The sequence below is a fragment of the Rhizobium sp. USDA 4016 genome (assembly GCF_056279705.1).
Genome location: NZ_JBWCCY010000004.1, coordinates 4,012,525 through 4,030,457, shown reverse-complemented (window position 1 = coordinate 4,030,457; position 17,933 = coordinate 4,012,525). Strand labels below are relative to the sequence as shown.

The 17,933-nt window shown below is 59.8% G+C and carries 13 protein-coding genes and 1 pseudogene; 10 read left to right on the top strand and 4 right to left on the bottom strand.

Annotated features, from left to right (window positions below; translation table 11 throughout):
- The first annotated feature begins 86 nt into the window (after positions 1-86).
- The 8 genes from ACZ9DP_RS35745 to ACZ9DP_RS35710 all read left to right on the top strand — a co-directional run bounded on the left by ACZ9DP_RS35745 (position 87) and on the right by ACZ9DP_RS35710 (position 7,927).
- Positions 87-1,358: a polyhydroxyalkanoate depolymerase gene (locus ACZ9DP_RS35745; RefSeq protein WP_476205210.1), complete on the top strand. Its 1,272-nt coding sequence runs from the start codon at positions 87-89 to the stop codon at positions 1,356-1,358.
- A gap of 144 nt (positions 1,359-1,502) precedes the next feature.
- Positions 1,503-1,937: a DUF2852 domain-containing protein gene (locus ACZ9DP_RS35740; RefSeq protein WP_074066121.1), complete on the top strand. Its 435-nt coding sequence runs from the start codon at positions 1,503-1,505 to the stop codon at positions 1,935-1,937.
- An 88-nt stretch (positions 1,938-2,025) separates the two neighbouring features.
- On the top strand, positions 2,026-2,790 hold the full coding sequence (locus ACZ9DP_RS35735) for a M48 family metallopeptidase (RefSeq protein WP_476205209.1): 765 nt from the start codon (positions 2,026-2,028) through the stop codon (positions 2,788-2,790).
- A 76-nt stretch (positions 2,791-2,866) separates the two neighbouring features.
- Entirely contained in the window at positions 2,867-3,535 is a 669-nt protein-coding gene (locus ACZ9DP_RS35730) for a phosphoribosylanthranilate isomerase (protein WP_476205207.1), read from the top strand.
- Between the two features lie 2 nt (positions 3,536-3,537).
- Positions 3,538-4,758, top strand: coding sequence for a tryptophan synthase subunit beta (gene trpB / locus ACZ9DP_RS35725; protein WP_194728522.1), 1,221 nt, complete (start codon positions 3,538-3,540; stop codon positions 4,756-4,758).
- 3 nt (positions 4,759-4,761) lie between these two features.
- A complete protein-coding gene (trpA, locus tag ACZ9DP_RS35720) occupies positions 4,762-5,601 on the top strand; it encodes a tryptophan synthase subunit alpha (protein ID WP_476205205.1) in 840 nt (279 codons plus the stop codon).
- A 39-nt stretch (positions 5,602-5,640) separates the two neighbouring features.
- On the top strand, positions 5,641-6,543 hold the full coding sequence (gene accD, locus ACZ9DP_RS35715; protein ID WP_476205204.1) for an acetyl-CoA carboxylase, carboxyltransferase subunit beta: 903 nt from the start codon (positions 5,641-5,643) through the stop codon (positions 6,541-6,543).
- Positions 6,544-6,574: 31 nt separating this feature from the next.
- Complete coding sequence (locus ACZ9DP_RS35710) at positions 6,575-7,927, top strand: bifunctional folylpolyglutamate synthase/dihydrofolate synthase (protein ID WP_476205203.1); 1,353 nt, start codon at positions 6,575-6,577, stop codon at positions 7,925-7,927.
- 143 nt (positions 7,928-8,070) lie between these two features.
- On the opposite strand, the gene ACZ9DP_RS35705 is transcribed toward ACZ9DP_RS35710, so the two are convergent.
- Entirely contained in the window at positions 8,071-9,537 is a 1,467-nt protein-coding gene (locus ACZ9DP_RS35705; RefSeq protein ID WP_476205202.1) for an MFS transporter, read from the bottom strand.
- A 130-nt stretch (positions 9,538-9,667) separates the two neighbouring features.
- On the opposite strand from ACZ9DP_RS35705, the gene ACZ9DP_RS35700 reads away from it, so the two are divergent.
- Both ACZ9DP_RS35700 and ACZ9DP_RS35695 read left to right on the top strand, forming a co-directional pair.
- Positions 9,668-10,285 carry a TetR/AcrR family transcriptional regulator gene (locus ACZ9DP_RS35700; protein ID WP_074066128.1) on the top strand — a complete coding sequence of 206 codons (618 nt, stop codon included), beginning with the start codon at positions 9,668-9,670 and terminating at the stop codon, positions 10,283-10,285.
- Between the two features lie 59 nt (positions 10,286-10,344).
- Positions 10,345-10,749: pseudogene (locus ACZ9DP_RS35695) on the top strand (hypothetical protein); the annotation flags it as partial.
- Positions 10,750-10,796: 47 nt separating this feature from the next.
- On the opposite strand, the gene trxA reads toward ACZ9DP_RS35695, so the two are convergent.
- The 3 genes from trxA to addB all read right to left on the bottom strand — a co-directional run bounded on the left by trxA (position 10,797) and on the right by addB (position 17,931).
- The gene (gene trxA, locus ACZ9DP_RS35690; RefSeq protein ID WP_022718427.1) at positions 10,797-11,117 is read right to left on the bottom strand and encodes a thioredoxin; all 321 of its coding nucleotides are present in this window, start codon (positions 11,115-11,117) and stop codon (positions 10,797-10,799) included.
- Positions 11,118-11,192: 75 nt separating this feature from the next.
- Positions 11,193-14,744, bottom strand: coding sequence for a double-strand break repair helicase AddA (gene addA / locus ACZ9DP_RS35685; RefSeq protein WP_476205201.1), 3,552 nt, complete (start codon positions 14,742-14,744; stop codon positions 11,193-11,195).
- Positions 14,737-17,931, bottom strand: a complete 3,195-nt coding sequence (gene addB / locus ACZ9DP_RS35680) for a double-strand break repair protein AddB (RefSeq protein ID WP_476205200.1) — start codon at positions 17,929-17,931, stop codon at positions 14,737-14,739. Before addB ends, addA begins: the two co-directional genes overlap by 8 nt.
- Positions 17,932-17,933: the final 2 nt, after the last annotated feature.

Below are 17,933 nucleotides of genomic sequence, written 5' to 3'. Positions count from 1 at the left end.
ATTGAAGTGCCCGCAAACGATGGAAAGAAGTAGATGGCCTGCCTGACGGCGCTGTCCTTTCCGGCAAAAGAAAGGTGGCGCAACTCATGTTTTATCAGCTCTATGAATTGAACCATGCAGCGATGGCGCCGTTCCGCGCTGCCGCTGATGCGATGCGGCTTGTTTATGCCAATCCGTTTAATCCTTTTTCGCAGACGCCGTTTGGCCGCACGATCGCCGCAAGTCTCGAGATGTTCGAGCGGACGACGCGCCGCTACGGCAAGCCGGAGTTCGGACTGAAGGAAACGGTCGTCGGCGACAGCAAGGTCGCAGTGCGTGAAGAGATCGTCTGGTCGCGTGCTTTCTGCAATCTCCTGCATTTTGCACGCAACACGCCCTCCGGCCACCGCGATCCCCGTATCTTAATCGTTGCACCGATGTCCGGTCACTATGCAACGCTGCTTCGCGGTACGGTCGAAGCGCTGCTTCCGAGCGCCGATATCTACATCACCGACTGGGTCGATGCCCGCATGGTGCCGATGACGGAGGGGACCTTCGATTTCGATGACTATGTCGATTATGTCATCGAGATGCTGCATTTTCTCGGCCCCGATACGCACGTCATTGCCGTATGTCAGCCCTCCGTGCCTGTGCTGGCCGCCGCCGCCGTCATGGAAGAGGCAAACGACCCGTTGTCACCATCGTCGATGACACTGATGGGCGGACCGATCGATACGCGCATCAATCCGACAGCGGTCAATAAACTCGCAGAAGAGAGACCGCTGACGTGGTTTGCCGAAAACGTCATCATGAATGTGCCATGGCCACAACCAGGCTTCATGCGCCCGGTCTATCCGGGTTTCCTACAGCTCTCGGGTTTCATGTCGATGAACCTCGACCGGCACGTGGTCGCCCACAAGGAGTTCTTCATGCATCTCGTGAAGAACGACGGTGAGCCTGAAAAGCACCGCGATTTCTACGACGAGTATCTTGCCGTGATGGACCTGACCGCGGAATTCTACCTGCAAACGGTCGATCAGGTGTTCATGAAGCACTCTCTGCCGAAGGGCGAGCTGATTCATCGTGGCAAGCGCGTCGATCCGGCCGCAATCCGCAATGTCGCGCTCCTGACGGTGGAGGGCGAGAACGACGACATCTCCGGTGTGGGCCAGACGAAGGCGGCGCAGACGATCTGCGTCAACATCCCCGACGACATGCGCACGCACTACCTCCAGCCCGACGTTGGCCACTACGGCGTCTTCAACGGATCACGCTTCCGCCGCGAGATCGCGCCGCGTATCGTCAACTTCGTCCGCGAGCACTCTCGTTCTGGAAAACTCAGCGTAAAGCGTGTCATCAGGGGGGGCAAATCCGCCTGAGTTAGAGGATGCTGATTTATTCCTGCCTGTTCAAGGCCTTGTCCGATTTCGCGGGCAATCGTCTTGAAGGGTTGGCTGGCGGTAACCACATCGATTTTCAGCGTTCGGTATTCTGCCGGGCGCAGAAAGCGAGGATACCGCACGATGAACCAGTCAGCATTGCTTCGCCCGGATTGGACTCCGGCTACCGTTGCGTTGATGGTGCTCGGCTTCGTGGTCTTCTGGCCTCTGGGCCTGGCCATGCTTGCCTATATCATCTTCGGCGAGCGCCTTCGCGGTTTCAAGCGCGACGCGAATAACGCGACTGACGGCTTTTTTGCCGGCTGCCGCCGTTCGCATGGCCGCTACCGCCCGCATTTTTCGACCGGCAACGTCGCCTTTGACGATTGGCGGAAGGCCGAGCTTGACCGCCTCGAGGAAGAGCGCCGTAAGCTCGATGAAATGCGCGAGGAATTCGATACCTATATGCGCGAGCTTCGTCGCGCCAAGGATCAGGAAGAATTCGACCGTTTCATGCGCGACCGAAAGAATGCAAAGCGCGATGACAATGGCCCGGTTGCCGAATTTCAGACGCCTTAACGTGTCACTAGATGATCAGCAGACCGGCATCAGCGATGCCGGTTTTTCTTTGCCCGGATTTGTTGCGAATCGTATAGAAAAAGCGCTTATGTTTCCGCTCCTTTCCAAGCCGCGACGAACTGCTGCACGAAAACCTGCTCCGCCCGAAACGCGGACGCTGGACGTCGCAGGCAGGCTGATGCCGCTGACGATCAAGCAGCATGATCGCGCAACGCGTATTACGCTTCGTATCGAGCCCGGCGGCAGGGCGCTTAAAATGACGGTTCCGAAGGGCCTTGCGCAGCGCGAGGTCAACGCCTTCCTCGACCGTCATCAGGGATGGCTGTTGACGAAACTGGCAAAGTTCTCCGTCGACAATACCCTTCACGATGGCGGCGAGATCCTGGTGCGCGGCATCAAGCACCGGATCGAACATACCGGCAGTCTGCGCGGCCTCACCGAGGCAGTCATTGTCGGCGACCGGCATGTGCTGAAGGTCAGTGGCCTACCGGAACATCTCGGCCGCCGGATCGCAACCTTTCTGAAGAAGGAGGCGCGCTCTGACCTCGTGCGGCTCGCGCACTTCCACGCGCGTTCGATCAAGGCACCGATCAAGTCGATTTCCATGAAAGACACGCGCAGCCGTTGGGGCTCATGCTCGTCGGAGGGAAATTTGAGCTTTTCCTGGCGCGTCGTCATGGCGCCGGCCTCGGTGATCGATTATCTAGCGGCCCACGAAGTGGCGCATCTCAGAGAAATGAATCACGGCCCGCATTTCTGGGCGCTTTGCCAAAAGCTCTGCCCGCATATGGAAGATGCGAAATCCTGGCTGAAACGCTACGGAAGCCAGCTTCACGCAATCGACTTTGATTGAGCGTTTAGCCGCGGTAAATTAAGCCTTAGTCGCAAATTGGCTCGACTCTTTTGCCTTTTCGTGTCACTTCGCTGCCATGAAACCCGATATCAAAATCTGCGGCCTGAAGAGCGCTGAAGCGATCGAGCGCGCGGTCAATCGCGGCGCGAACCATATCGGTTTTATCTTCTTCGAGAAAAGTCCTCGTTATATCGAGCCGGACGTTGCCGGAAAGCTTGCGGATGCTGTCCGCGGCAAAGCCAAGATCGTCGCCGTCACGGTCGATCCCACTAATGACGAACTCGATGAAATCGTTGCGCTTTTGAAGCCGGACATGGTCCAGCTTCACGGCAACGAGAGCCCGGAACGCGTCTTGACGATAAAGGCTGTCTACGGTCTCGCGATCATGAAGGTCTTCTCTATTCGCAGCGCCGATGATCTGAAGCGGGTTGAGGCTTATATTGGGATAGCCGACCGGTTTCTCTTCGACGCCAAGCCGCCGAAGGGGTCGGAATTGCCGGGCGGCAACGGGGTTTCCTTCGATTGGAGCCTGCTCGGCCAGCTTGACGATAGCGTGGATTACATGCTTTCCGGTGGGCTGAACAAGGACAACATCGCCGAAGCGCTGACGATCACCAAGGCGCCGGGCATCGACGTATCCTCCGGCGTCGAAAGTGCACCCGGCGTGAAGAGCGTCGCCATGATCGATGATTTTTTCGATGCGGTCGAGAAGGCTTGCGAGCCTGAAACGGTCTCAGGGAGTTGAGAGTGAACCAGACGCTAAAACCGAATTCCTTCCGTTCCGGTCCCGATGAGGATGGCCGTTTCGGCATCTATGGCGGCCGTTTCGTCGCCGAAACGCTGATGCCGCTGATCCTCGATCTGCAGGAGGAATGGAACAAGGCGAAGGACGATCTCGAATTCCAGGCGCAATTGAAACATCTTGGCAGCCACTACATCGGCCGCCCGAGTCCGCTTTATTTCGCTGAGCGCCTGACTGCCGAGCTGGGCGGCGCGAAGATCTATTTCAAGCGCGAAGAGCTGAACCACACGGGTTCGCACAAGATCAACAACTGCATCGGCCAGATCCTGCTTGCCAAGCGCATGGGCAAAACGCGCATCATCGCTGAAACCGGTGCGGGCCAGCATGGGGTTGCCTCTGCAACGGTCGCCGCCCGCTTTGGCCTTCCCTGCGTCGTCTATATGGGCGCGACGGATGTCGAGCGCCAGGCGCCGAACGTTTTCCGCATGAAGCTGCTTGGCGCCGAGGTGAAGCCGGTGACGGCAGGTCACGGCACGCTGAAGGATGCGATGAACGAAGCCCTGCGCGACTGGGTCACCAATGTCGATGACACCTATTATCTGATCGGCACCGCAGCCGGCCCGCATCCCTATCCGGAAATGGTTCGCGATTTCCAGGCGGTCATCGGCACGGAAGCCAAGGCGCAGATGCTGGAAGCCGAAGGACGACTGCCGGATCTTGTCATCGCTGCGGTTGGCGGCGGTTCGAATGCAATCGGCATCTTCCATCCGTTCTTGGATGACGAAGGCGTAAAGATCGTCGGCGTCGAAGCCGGCGGCAAGGGTCTGCAAGGCGATGAGCATTGCGCTTCGATCACGGCCGGCTCGCCGGGCGTGCTTCACGGCAATCGCACGTATCTGCTCCAGGACGGCGATGGTCAGATCAAGGAGGGCCACTCGATTTCGGCCGGCCTCGATTATCCCGGCATCGGCCCCGAGCATTCCTATCTGAACGATATTGGCCGCGTCGAATACGTGCCGATCATGGATCACGAGGCGCTCGATGCCTTCCAGACGCTGACCCGCCTCGAAGGCATTATTCCGGCGCTTGAGCCGTCGCATGCGCTGGCCGAAGTCATCAAGCGCGCGCCGAAAATGGGCAAGGACGAGATCATCCTGATGAACCTCTCCGGCCGCGGCGACAAGGACATCTTCACCGTCGGCAAGATTCTGGGAATGGGTGTGTAAGTCATGACCGCACGTATGGATAAACGCTTTGCCGATCTGAAGGCTGAAGGCCGCCCGGCGCTCGTGACCTATTTCATGGGCGGCGACCCGGACTACGAGACCTCGCTCGGCATCATGAAGGCGTTACCGGAAGCCGGTTCTGACGTCATCGAACTCGGCATGCCGTTCTCCGATCCGATGGCCGATGGCCCGGCAATCCAGATGGCTGGCCAGCGCGCGCTAAAGGGCGGACAGACGCTTAAGAAGACGCTGCAGCTGGCAGCCGATTTCCGTAAGAGTGACAACGCGACGCCGATCGTGATGATGGGCTATTACAATCCCATCTACATCTACGGCGTCGAGACGTTCCTGGACGATGCGCTCGCATCAGGCATCGATGGCTTGATCGTCGTCGATCTTCCGCCGGAAATGGATGACGAGCTTTGCATTCCAGCGATCAGGAAGGGCATCAATTTCATCCGTCTGGCAACGCCGACGACCGATGACAAGCGCCTTCCGACGGTACTGAAGAACACGTCTGGCTTTGTCTACTACGTTTCGATGAACGGCCTCACCGGTTCGGCTCTGCCTGATCCATCGCTGGTCGCCGGGGCCGTGAAGCGCATCAAGCAGCATACCAATCTGCCCGTTTGCGTCGGTTTCGGCGTCAAGACTGCCGATCACGCCAAGGTCATCGGCAGCTCCGCCGATGGCGTCGTGGTTGGTACGGCCATCGTCAATCAGGTGGCGACAAGCCTGAGCAGCGAAGGAAAGGCCACAGCAGATACAGTCCAGGCCGTGGCCACCCTCGTTCGCGGTCTTTCATCCGGAACGCGTTCGGCGCGCCTTGTTGCTGCCGAATAGCGTCCCCACATTGGCTGTAGTCAATCAGGAGTTTTCGACTTGAACTGGATCACCAACTACGTTCGCCCGCGCATCAATTCCATGCTGGGCCGTCGCGAAGTGCCGGAGAACCTCTGGATCAAGTGCCCGGAAACGGGCGAGATGGTCTTCCACAAGGATTTGGAAGACAACAAGTGGGTTATTCCGGCTTCGGGCTATCACATGAAGATGCCGGCAAAGGCACGCCTTGCCGACCTTTTCGACAACGGTGAATACGAGTCGCTGCCGCAGCCAAAGGTCGCGCAGGATCCGCTGAAATTCCGTGATTCCAAGAAATACACGGATCGCCTGAAGGACAGCCGCCTCAAGACAGAACAGGAAGACACGATCCTCGCTGGCGTTGGCAAGGTTCGCGGCCTGAAGCTCGTCGCCGTCGTGCACGAGTTCAACTTCATGGGAGGCTCGCTCGGCATTGCTGCCGGTGAGGCGATCGTCAGAGCCTTCGAGCGTGCGATTTCCGAAAAGTGCCCGCTCGTCATGTTCCCGGCTTCCGGCGGGGCGCGCATGCAGGAAGGCATCCTTTCGCTGATGCAACTGCCGCGCACCACCGTTGCCGTTGATATGCTGAAGGAAGCTGGCCAGCCCTATATCGTCGTTCTCACTAACCCGACCACGGGCGGCGTAACGGCCTCCTACGCTATGCTGGGCGATCTTCATCTGGCAGAGCCGGGCGCTGAAATCTGCTTCGCCGGCAAGCGCGTCATCGAACAGACGATCCGCGAGAAGCTGCCGGAAGGTTTCCAGACCTCGGAATACCTGCTCGAGCACGGCATGGTCGACATGGTCATCAAACGGCACGATATTCCGGAAACGCTTGCGCGTGTCCTGAGCATCCTGACCCGGAAGCCCGCCAACTCGGTTACGGTGAATGGCGGCACGATCGCAATCGCAGCGAGCGCCTGATTGACATAAACCTGCTTGGGCGGGGTGCTGAATGATTCCCAGAGGCCAGACCGCAGTGAGTGAAGCAGCGCAGGAGATCGACAAACTCATGGGATTGCATCCCAAGGGTTTCGATCTTTCGCTCGATCGTATCACCCGCCTTCTCGAAGTTCTCGGCAATCCGCAGAGCCGGCTGCCGCGGGTCATTCATGTTGCCGGAACAAATGGCAAGGGTTCGGTTACAGCCTTTTGCCGCGCATTGCTGGAAGCCGGTGGCTACGGCGTCCATGTCCATACCTCGCCACATCTGGTCAACTGGCATGAGCGCTATCGGATCGGTCTTAAGGGCGGCCGGGGTCAGTTTGTCGACGATGCGGTTTTTGCAGAAGCGCTTCGACGCGTTGCTGAAGCGAATGCCGGCCAGAAAATCACGGTCTTTGAAATCCTGACGGCGGTGACTTTCCTTCTCTTTTCCGAGCACCCGGCCGATGCGGCAATCATTGAGGTCGGTCTCGGCGGACGGTTTGATGCGACAAACGTCATCTCCGATCCGGCCGTTTCGGTCATCATGCCGATCTCGCTCGATCATCAGCCCTATCTCGGCGACCGCGTCGAACTGATCGCGGCTGAAAAAGCCGGCATCATGAAGCCCGGCCATGCCGTGGTGATCGGCCATCAGGAATATGACGCAGTCCTGGATGTCCTGATGTCGACTGCCGAGCGCTTGCATTGCCCGACCGCTGTCTTCGGCCAGGATTACATGGCGCATGAGGAGTATGGCCGCCTCGTCTATCAGGACGAATTCGGTCTCGCCGATCTGCCGTTGCCGCGCCTTCCCGGCCGCCATCAATATGCCAACGCTGCGGCAGCGATCCGCGCCGTCAAGGCAGCAGGTTTCGTTGTCACCGAAGCGATGATGGAAAAGGCTATGAATTCCGTCGAATGGCCCGGTCGCCTTCAGCGGCTGACCGAGGGCCGCCTTATCGCACACGCCCCGGCCGGTGCCGAAATCTGGGTCGATGGGGGCCATAATCCCGGTGCTGGCGAAGTTATCGCCGAGGCCATGGCGAATTTCGAGGAAAAGCATCCGCGGCCACTCTACCTCATAACCGGCATGATCAATACCAAGGACCCGGTCGGCTATTTCAGGGCCTTTGTCGGGCTTGCGGAAAAGGTCTTCTGCGTACCGATCCGTGGCAGCGAGGCGATGATCGATCCGGTGATCCTGTCAAATTCTGCCTATGATGCAGGCCTAGTCGCAGAGCCGAGGGCCACAGTCGGTGAAGCGTTGGAGGCGATCCAGGAGATCCTTGATCCGCAAGCTCCGGCGCCCAGGATCCTGATCGGCGGCTCACTCTATCTCGTCGGCGATGTTCTTGCTGACAACGAAACACCCCCGAAATGAAAGAAGCCCGGTCGAAGCCCAGCCTCTAACCGAAACGTGGAAGCATTCTGCAGACTCAATTGTCGCAGAATGCCTATTTTTGTGGCGTAAGTCGCAAAACTGTCGCTTCGATCGGGGATTTTCGCGGCACCGCTTTCGGATCGCTATTCTGGCAGCGTTCTTGGCAGCCAGAGCCACGCAATGATTCCGACGACAAGCATGAGCAACCCTCCGACTCCGACTGCGACATGCAACCCGACAAGGAAGGCTTCTTTGGCCTGTGCGACGGTCTCAGGGGGAAGGCCCGGCCGATCCAGGGTCTCGTTGAGCGTGCCCGCTACGCCGGGACCAAGCAGGCGGAAGCTCAGGGCGGCCAGCGATCCGAGCAGAGTGATGCCGAGCGCATTTCCCAGCTCGTTGCTGGTTTCCGCGATGGATCCGGCCGCGCCGGCTCGTTCGGGCGAAACCGCCGAGACAGCGACCTCGGCCACGAGGCTGAACGACAGTCCGTAGCCGATGCCGGCGATGAGGGTTGATGCGATGAAGGCCGCGCCACCAACGTCGGTGCTCGTAAGCAGCAGCAAAAAGACGCCCGCACCTATCAATAGATGCGTCGCCACAAGAGCAGTCTTGCGGCCGATCCACTCCACGATGCGCGCGGTGCCCATGCACGTCGCGGTCAGCACGATGGCCCCCGGCAGGGTCAGCAGCGCCGTGGTAAAAACATCGAAGCCAAGCACCGATTGCAGATAGATCCCGGACAGGTAGCCGGCGACAGACCAGACGACGAGGGATAAAAGCCCGGTCAGGATTGCGATGGAGAAAATGCGATCTCGAAATAGGCTGAGATCGAGCAGCGGATAGTCGATGCGGGTCTGTCGGCGCAGGAACAGCGCGAGGGCAAGAATGCCGATGATCCCGCCGCCGGACTGCGCCGCCGTAAAGCCCTCCGCTGCGGCGATCTTGAGAGACCAGGTGAACAGCAGGATGCCGACGAACGACAGCAGGAGACTCGGCAGGTCGATCCGACCATAGGTCGTCGAGCGGACCTCGCGAAGCAGGATCGGCGCTACGATCAGGAAGGCGAGCACGACGGGGACATTGATGAGGAACACGACGCCCCACTCGAACTGCCTCAGCAACATGCCGCCGATCAGGGGGCCAATGGCGAAGCCGGCTGCGAATGTCGCGGCGAAGATGCCGATGGCCCGCGCGCGCAGCCGCGGATCGGGAAACAGGGCGCTGACGATTGCCAGCCCGGACGGCAGCAATGTCGCACCGCCCAGCCCCATGAGCGCCCGTGCGGCTATCAGCATCAATGGAGATTGCGAATAGGCCGCGCCGAGCGATCCCGCACCGAATACCACCGCGCCCACCATAATCAGCTTGAGCCGCCCATAGCGGTCACCGATATTGCCGAAGACGATGAGCAACGAACCGACCACGAAGCCGTAGATGTCGAGAATCCAGAGCGCCTGGTCGGCTGTCGGCGTCAGGGCGGACGTGACGTGCGGCATGGTGAGGTAGAGAATCGAGCCGTCCATTGCGACGAGCAGGACCAGCGGCAGCACGGCCATGAGGCCGAGCCATGCCTTTCGGTTCACCGAGCTTGGAAGTGTCATATCGGTCATCGGGCAAAAGTCCTTTTGCGAACGGCGCGCGCAGGCGTGCCGCTTCGGCCGCTGACGGAAGACCAGCGGATGGTTGCGTTGGAAGGGTTGTATCTATATACTTTAAGTAAGTTACATTTGGTATATAGAGATGTCAAGCACACCCGATGACACGCAGATTGCCCCGAAGCGAGTCCGTTTGAGCCGTGAACAGCGGCTACGCCAGCTTCTCGACGTGGCGTGGCGGCTCGCGCGCGAAGAAGGCACCGATGCGCTGACGCTGCCGCGCATGGCGGACGAGGCCGGTGTTACAAAGCCGGTAATCTACAACCATTTCGGTACCCGCAACGGCCTGTTGACGGCTCTCTATCAGGACTTCGACGCGCGCCAGACGGAGGTGATCGACGCCGCGCTTGAAGCCTGCGCCCCCATCTTGGAAAGAACCGCAAGGGTGATCGCTTCGTCCTACGTCGAATGCGTGCTGGCCCAGGGCCGCGAGATTCCAGGCGTGTTGGCCGGGCTTGCCGGCTCCCCCGAACTGGAGGCCGTCAAACGCGACTATCAACTGGCGTTCATCGAGAAATGCCGAAAGGCGTTGGCTTCGTTCACGGGCCCAAAGGGCATTATGCAGTCCAGCTTCTGGGCGGTGCTCGGGGCGGCCGATTCGTTATCTCATGCCGCTGCGACGGGAGAGATCACCATCGAACAGGCTCAAGGCGAACTCTATGAGATCATCGTTGCAATGGTGAGCAGGAGCTTTCACACTTAACGGGCGGCAGGCAATCGCAGGACTCCGGCAGTTTCGCGACGAAGCTATTCGGCTCATGCAATTGCCCGACCGCTGTCTTCGGCCAGGATTACATGGCATGAGAAATATGGCCGCGTCGTCCATCAGGGCGAATTCGGTCTCGCCGATCTGCCGTTGCCGCGCCTTCCCGGCCGCCATCGATATGCCAACGCCGCCGCAGCGATCCGCGCCGTCAAGGCAGCAGGTTTCGTCGTCACCGAAGCGATGATGGAAAAGGCTATGAATTCCGTCGAATGGCCCGGCCGCCTTATCGCACACGCCCCGGCCGGTGCCGAAATCTGGGTCGATGGGGGCCAGTCGGTGAAGCGTTGGACACGATCGAGGAGATCCTTGATCCGCAGGCTCTGGCGCCCAGAATCCTGATCGGCGGGTCGCTCTATCTCGTCGGCGATTTCTTGCTGGAAACGAAATACCCCCCGAAATGAAAAAAGCCCGGTCAGAGCCGGGCTTTTCCTATCATTGTGCAATGAAGTTAAGCGGCGTTCGAAATCCAGCTCGAAAGAGCAGTCTTCGGAGCAGCGCCAACCTTGATATCGGCAACTTCACCAGCCTTGAAAATGGCAAGCGTGGGAATCGAGCGGACGCCGAACTGGGCTGCCAGTTCCGGGTTTTCATCGATATTAAGCTTCGCGACCTTAACCTTGCCTGCGAGTTCGGTTGCAATTTCCTCAAGGCTCGGAGCGATCATCTTGCACGGACCGCACCACTCAGCCCAAAAATCAACGACGACGGGTTCTGCAGATTCCAGAACTTCCGACTGGAAGTTGTTGATATCGACTTTCACGGTAGCCATAGGCTGCTCCTTTAGCGGAATTTACTGTTGATCCACATGTGATGGTGCGGTGCCAAACTTTCAATGTCCGGTATTTCACTTTGTTTTGAGTCCTGCAAGCGCCATTTCGAGCTCGCGCTCGGTCAAGGTATAAACAGTGGCGTTCTCGGTATAGACCAGCACGCAATCGATGTGCTTGCCGGGATAGAGCGGCGCCAGGATTTCGCGGTAGATCGCAAGCTGCGCCTGATGCGCAAAGGGAATGTCCTTTTGGGTCGCGGGCGGCACGCGATTGGTTTTATAGTCGAGAACGACGACGCGATCGTCGAATACGGCCAAGCGATCGACACGGCCGGAAACGGCATAGTGGCCCCCCTTCAAGGTGAGCGTCCCCATGATCGAGACTTCCGGTTGCGTGTGCACCGCAAAAATCGCCTGAAGGCTGTCCTCCGCCAATAGTTTCAGCACCGAATCGATCAGTCGCTGCCGTTCGGTTTCCGGCCAGAAACGTGCAGCACGGCTTGCGTAACGGGCCGCCGCGTCCGCTCTTTCGGCTGGAGTGATGTCCGGTAAAGTCTGCAGCATGCGATGGATCAGGCGCCCCTTTTCCAACGACCGGTCGGAGCGTGTTTTTTCCGCAAAGAGCGGCGAATTGATCAAGAGGTCATCCGCCTCCTCATCGATGATGGTTCCGGCGCCGGATGGGCTGAGAGGTCTCGGTAACTGCCTTTGCGGCGGGACCGGCCCGAGTATGCTGGAGGGCAAGGCCTCGCGCTCGTTCCGATCTTCCAGCTTCTCGGAGCGCTCGAACGTGCGGCCCACTTGCGGCACGCGCCATTTCACGCCCTGCCATTCACCGTCCGGTCCTTCGAAGGTTGCCGGTGTAACATGCGGGTGACTGTCTGCCATCGCTGATGAAATCATCATGTGCCACGTATCGCTGTTTGCCCTGACACCGCGATAACCGCAAACAACCAACCGGTCGGCGGCGCGTGTCATCGCTACATAGAGCAGCCGCCGGTATTCCTCTTCCGCCAATTTCTGAAGTCGTGCCGCATCGGCTTGCGTCATCGAATTGGCAAGGTCGCTGACCGGTACCCAGACAGGTATTGGAGGGGTTTCTGCATTTGTTTCGAGCAGGCGCACTTTCGGCATGTGGCTATGCGTGAAAGCTTTGGAGCCGCCGTCGACAAGAAAAACGATCGGTGCTTCCAGCCCCTTAGAAGCATGCACGGTCATGATCCGAACCTCGTTGCGGCCCTTGTCCTGCTCACGCTTCACTTCGGGCGCTTCGAGTTCCAGCGTGGAGATGAAGGATTGCAGGCCGGGCAACCCCGAGCTTTCGTGATCAAACGTGAATGTGAGGAACTCGTCCAGAATATCGCTGACCTCGGTGCCGAGACGCGCGAGAAATTGCCGCCGGCCGCCGTGAACGCCAAGCAGACGCGAGTAAAAGTCGTGGACGGAGAGGTTTCGCGATTGATGAAGAAGTTGCGTGAGCTTTTCTGTCACGGTCGCATATCGCTCGTGACCGTCGAGTGCGAATTGTTGCAGGTGAGCCCACACGCTTGCATGGTCGCTACGCAGCGCAGCGAGTGCGAAGATATCGTCTTCCGATAGGTCGAACAGCGGGCTCTTGAGCACCGCCGCCAGTGAAAGATCATCCTGCGGCAACAAGAGGAAGCGGCCAAGCGCCAGCAAGTCCTGAACGGCGATATGGCTGGTCAGCCTGAGGCGGTCTGCGCCCGCGACCGGAATATTGTTGCGCCGTTTCAGTGCGCGGGTCAGGGCATTGACGAAGGCATCGCGCTTGCGGACCAGCACAAGGATATCACCCGCCCGAATAAGACGCTCCTTGCCCTTCTCGACGATCGTCTCGTGGCCGACAAGCCGCTCGATCGTATGGGCCATACGCCGGGCAAGAATAGCAGCTGGCGCGCTTTCGGGCGTCGCGTCAAAGGGCGCTGTCCAGTCTTCGTCCTTAACGGTGGCTTCGGGGGCGATCATCTCCCAGAGATCGACGGCACCTGGGTGACCGATGCGGCTAGAGCGGTGAACGACCGGTTCTTCGACGGCGCTGAGGCCTCGCGCGTTTTCGGATGATGTAAAGATATGGTCGACCGCAGCGAGAACGTCGGATGTCGAGCGAAAGGAAAGGGGCAGACGCACCGACGAAAACATTTGACCGCTCGCCGAGACCCGCCTCCTTGTACGTTCGCTCTCCTCGGAGAAACGTTCCGGGCGCGCGCCCTGGAAGGAATAGATCGATTGCTTCTCGTCGCCGACGGCAAACAGCGTCCGCACGAGCGGCCGCGCACTTTCGCCGGAAAAGAAATCTTCCGCCAGCGACTGGATCACGCTCCATTGGATTGGGCTCGTATCCTGCGCTTCATCGACCAGAATGTGATCGATACCCTGGTCGAGCTTATAGTGAATCCAAGGCCCGACGCCGCTTTTCGTCAGCAGATCCGCGGTGCGCGTGATGAGATCTTCGAAATCCAGCTGACTGCGCTGCTTTTTCAGCTCGTCATAGTCCCGGTTCAGCCGGTCAGCGAGGATAATCGCTGCATGCGTGGCATTGAACATCCGCATGATCTTGAGACGGTCGCGGCAGGCGACGATATGCGCGCGCGCTTCAGCGATCGCATCTGCAAGCTCAGGTGCATCGGAGAGCATGGCTTTGACGGTGAATTGCGAATCCGACTTAGGTTCGCCCTTCGCCGTCAGGAATATCTTTTCCAGCAATTCGGCGCGCTTTTTCGCATTCCGCTCATTGGAAGCCTGCCGCAAGCCATAGGCGACTTCCTGCGCTTTCGCGCCACCCTTTTGGGCTGTCAATGTCAGGTAAAGATCGAACGTCAGGCCGAAGAGACCCGGCAGCGGCCAGTATCGCGAGGTGATCTGGGCCTCTGTTTCGTCGGCGGATAGTTGCAGTTGCCTGCGCAGCGTGGTCGCAATCCCGCCTCGTTGCTCAGCCGCGGAAATGAAGCGGCGAATGGCGTTACGGCTGGCGACGATCTCGCCAAGTAGTGTCTCCAACCCGGTCTCGTCACCGAGATTGAGAATATAGGAGAAGGCATCGGCAAGCTCTGGATCCTGCTCGGGTGTCGTCGCGGTCAACAGCGAGCGGCGGGCATCGGCGAGCAATGTCGCTGCGGCGCGATCGTCGAGAACCGAGAAGTGTCCGGCGACATTGGCCTCCAGTGGAAACTGATGCAGCAAGGCCTCGCAAAAGGCATGGATGGTCTGGATTTTCAACCCGCCCGGCGTTTCCAGCGCCTTGGCAAAAAGCCGTCTCGCTTCGGCAAGCTTGAGTCGATCCGGCGTTTCGCCTTCGATCTGCGTTATCCGGTTCTTGAGTTCCTCGTCCGGCAGCACCGCCCACTCGGCCAAACGTGCGAAGACACGATTCGACATTTCGGATGCGGCGGCCTTGGTATAAGTGAGGCAGAGGATGGCCGAGGGCCGCGCACCGGAAAGCAGAAGGCGGATGACGCGCTGCGTCAGCACGTGCGTCTTGCCGGAACCGGCATTGGCCGAAACCCAGGCTGACCGCGACGGGTCGGAGGCAATCGACTGCTGAATCGTCGTCCAGCTTATCCACATGCCTGGATCGTCGCCTTCCGGAAGTGCGGTCGGATCACTCATCGCCGCCTCCTTCTTCGTTTTCGGCCGTCGACCATTCGGAAACGCGCGCAAGGTGATCGTAATCACCACCGAAATCGAACTGCTGCGCCGGAATCAGCCGTGAAGTGAAGCCACGTTCGCCGGATTGCAGAAGAGACACGAATTTGACCAATTGATCGATCGATTCCTCTGCCAGATCGAGGGCCGATTTTGCCTTGTCGCTTCGAGTGGAAGTTTCATTGTTGACTACATCGGTGTCGAAACGGCTGCCGGGGCGAAGGCGCACATAGATGAGATCCTGCGGTGTCAGACTTCCGACGTCGCGAAAGGCGCCGGCGCTGAGCGCGGCGGCCTCAAGCGCCAACTGCGGGTCGAGCAGCGCGCGCGCCTGTGCGGGCGATGGATTGTATCCGGTCTTGTAGTCGATGATGTCGGCAGCGTTCGGCCCCGTCACATCGATGCGATCCGCAACGCCTGTCAACCGGATATTGATCGGTTCGAGTTCCACGCCGCCGCGCACTTCCGTATAAGTCTTGCGGATCGCCGGTCGGCGTTCGGCTTCCCATTCGAGGAATGCGCGCGCCACCTCCCTGAAACGCGGACGCCACACTGCATCAATGTGCGACGGCAGGCGCTCCATGTCGAAGAGCTCCATCAGAATGGTTTCCATTGCTTGCGCGGCTTCCGGCGTACCTGCAGCATGTCCTTCACGGACAAAGCGGTCGATGATCGTGTGATAGAGCGTCCCGCGTTCCGCAGCACCTGGATCGCGATTGAAGGGATCCACGGGGTCAAGCCGCAAGATGCGCCGGGCATAGATGGCATAAGGATCGCGCCGCAGACGGCCAACTTCGCTGAAGGAATAGGATTTCGGCTGCAATTCAAGGGGCGGTGTAGGCGAGGGGCGTTGCGCGGGTGCTTGGCTCTTGCTCTCGTCCAGCAGGCTTACCCAATGCACGAAGCGGTCGCCGCGTGCTTTCAGTTCCCTTTCGAAAGCCTCGCCGCCCAGCGCCAGCAGCCGCTGAAGCCAGCGCGAAGCGACCGTCGGCGTCGAGCCTTGCCGCAGCGAGCGCGAATAGATCAGATGCCGTGTTCCGCTCGCCATTGCGAAGTCATGGGCCAGTTGGCCGATGCGCCGCTCCGGCGGCTCGAGGCCGATTTCCGTCTTCATCGTGCGCGAGATGAAGGGATTGTTGGCCGTTTGGCCGGGCCAGGAGCCTTCATTCAGTCCACCCAAGATCAGCGTGTCGACACTTTGCAGACGCGCCTCCAACGTGCCGAAAATGAAGACTCTTGGATGGCTGAGCGCGCGCGGTTTGACCGCCTGGCCGGCCGAAAGCGCCGCCATGATATCGATCCATTGCGGTCCATCGGCTTCGATCTGGCCCTCCGTCTCGATCACCTCTCCGAGCAGGCTTGCAAGTGAATCCCCCGCTTCACCAGCCCAGAGATTGGCGAGGTTGCCGCGTTCATCGACTGCCACAGCTTCGAGTGCACGTCCGGTCCGCTCCGCCCAATCGGAAAGAGTGAAGCTGGCCGTCAGTCCACGGCCATCCGGCCGGTGCGGGACGAGCGCGGATGCCAGCGGTTCGGTCGCATTCGACATCCGCCGGGCAAGATTGCGCGCTTGCTCCACCGCTTCCGGTGGCAGCGACCTGCGCCAATTCGGCGCGTGTCTGTCCCTTGCCTGCTCTGAAAGTTGATGCTCCAGCAAAGGCTCCAACGCGCTGATATCAACCGCGGCAACACCGCCACGCAGGGCGAGCAGTTCGAGTGCTTCGACGGCTTGCGTGAGCGCGCCGCGTTCGAGGCCGAAGCGGGCCAGCGGATGCTTGAGCAATGCTACGATTGTGACCGGATCGCCGGGCCGGAGTGTTGCCTCGAGGAGCAGTTGAAGGAGTGTTCCCTGCAGCATAGCCGCAAGTGGCGTACCGGCCGAGTCGTCGGCCAGGATGCCGAAACGGGAGAGCTCTGCCATCACGCGCCGGGCCAGATTGCGGTCCGGTGTGATAAGCGCTGTCTGGCTGTCGCCGTTTCGTCCCGGCTGCTCCAGTGCCAGCCGCAAGGCTATGGCGATCGCCGTCGCTTCTTCACGTTCGTTTGTGGCTTCGATCAGCGAGACATCGGCAAAGGCAGCCGCCAATGCATCGTCCGGGAGTTCCTTCTTCCACTCGCCCCAATTGCTCGTCGCTTCCGCTGGAGCGAGCGCACTGGAAAGAATTTCTGCGCGGCGATGCAGATCTTGTTCCGCCTCCTCGATCGCGACGACGTCGCCGCGCGTGAGGTTCAGCCGTTTGAGGAGGGACGAAAGGCCATATTGCGGGTGGCTTCGGCTCGCGGGGTTGGTCCGCTCCCCAGCGGTAATCTCTGGCGCAACCATCTGCCAATGCGCATCCGGCATAGATAGATCGAGGCCCGGAAGGACGATCACGCCCTCAGGCAGATTGGCGACGGCAGCGATGAGGTCGGCCGTTGCCGGCATCGAGCCAGTGGACCCGGCAATAATAATCGGTCCGGCAGGTTTTGCCGTTGCGAGCCGGTGGGCTTCCGCACGCAGGATTGCATTGCGATGGCGTGCCGGTGACGATTTTCCGAGTTCGGCAAGCCGTTCCGGCCAGAAAGCGATGGCAATCTGCAGAAATTCGGCCGTCAACTGCCACCACAGAGCGTGATCTTCGGCATCGAGTTTCGTGAGTTCCGACCACTCGCGATCCTCGGTCTCGATGGAATCGATCAGTTCGGCAAGATTGCGTGCGAGCCAGATCGCGTCTGCCGGGCTCGCCGGCGCGGCCAAGGGCGAATCGGCGTGGATACGCCGCACGATCTCTGGCAGCCTGTTGCGCCAGGCGAGGATGAGGCGGGCAAGCTCCAAAAGGCGCGCCGTATTCGAAAGCGGCTGCGCGAGATCGAGGGTTGCAGGCAGCGCCTCCTCGAAATAGCCGCTGTCGTCATCCGTCTCCCCGAGCGGCCGGATAACCGGCAGGATCGCCGAACGGCCGCCGAGAAGATCGACGAACTCCGAACGCAGCACGCGGGCGGCGCGTCGCGTCGGCAGGTAGATCGTTACTTTGGAGAGCGAAAGCGGATCATCCGGATCGTGCCGGAAGAGCGGCGTCAATCCCCCCTCGCAGAGCGTTGCGGCAAGCGTCTTCAGGAAAGGCAGACCTGCCGGGATCGTTAGAACGCGAGGCTGGTGCCGTTCGGCCATCC

Bases quoted from the DNA above. Each gene is read 5' to 3' on its own strand.
- addB (WP_476205200.1), bottom strand. From the start codon at position 17,931: ATGGCCGAACGGCACCAGCCTCGCGTTCTAACGATCCCGGCAGGTCTG.
- ACZ9DP_RS35700 (WP_074066128.1), top strand. From the start codon at position 9,668: ATGTCAAGCACACCCGATGACACGCAGATTGCCCCGAAGCGAGTCCGT.
- ACZ9DP_RS35730 (WP_476205207.1), top strand. From the start codon at position 2,867: ATGAAACCCGATATCAAAATCTGCGGCCTGAAGAGCGCTGAAGCGATC.
- addA (WP_476205201.1), bottom strand. From the start codon at position 14,744: ATGAGTGATCCGACCGCACTTCCGGAAGGCGACGATCCAGGCATGTGG.
- ACZ9DP_RS35735 (WP_476205209.1), top strand. From the start codon at position 2,026: ATGTTTCCGCTCCTTTCCAAGCCGCGACGAACTGCTGCACGAAAACCT.
- ACZ9DP_RS35710 (WP_476205203.1), top strand. From the start codon at position 6,575: ATGATTCCCAGAGGCCAGACCGCAGTGAGTGAAGCAGCGCAGGAGATC.
- ACZ9DP_RS35740 (WP_074066121.1), top strand. From the start codon at position 1,503: ATGAACCAGTCAGCATTGCTTCGCCCGGATTGGACTCCGGCTACCGTT.
- ACZ9DP_RS35705 (WP_476205202.1), bottom strand. From the start codon at position 9,537: ATGACCGATATGACACTTCCAAGCTCGGTGAACCGAAAGGCATGGCTC.
- trxA (WP_022718427.1), bottom strand. From the start codon at position 11,117: ATGGCTACCGTGAAAGTCGATATCAACAACTTCCAGTCGGAAGTTCTG.
- ACZ9DP_RS35745 (WP_476205210.1), top strand. From the start codon at position 87: ATGTTTTATCAGCTCTATGAATTGAACCATGCAGCGATGGCGCCGTTC.
- trpA (WP_476205205.1), top strand. From the start codon at position 4,762: ATGACCGCACGTATGGATAAACGCTTTGCCGATCTGAAGGCTGAAGGC.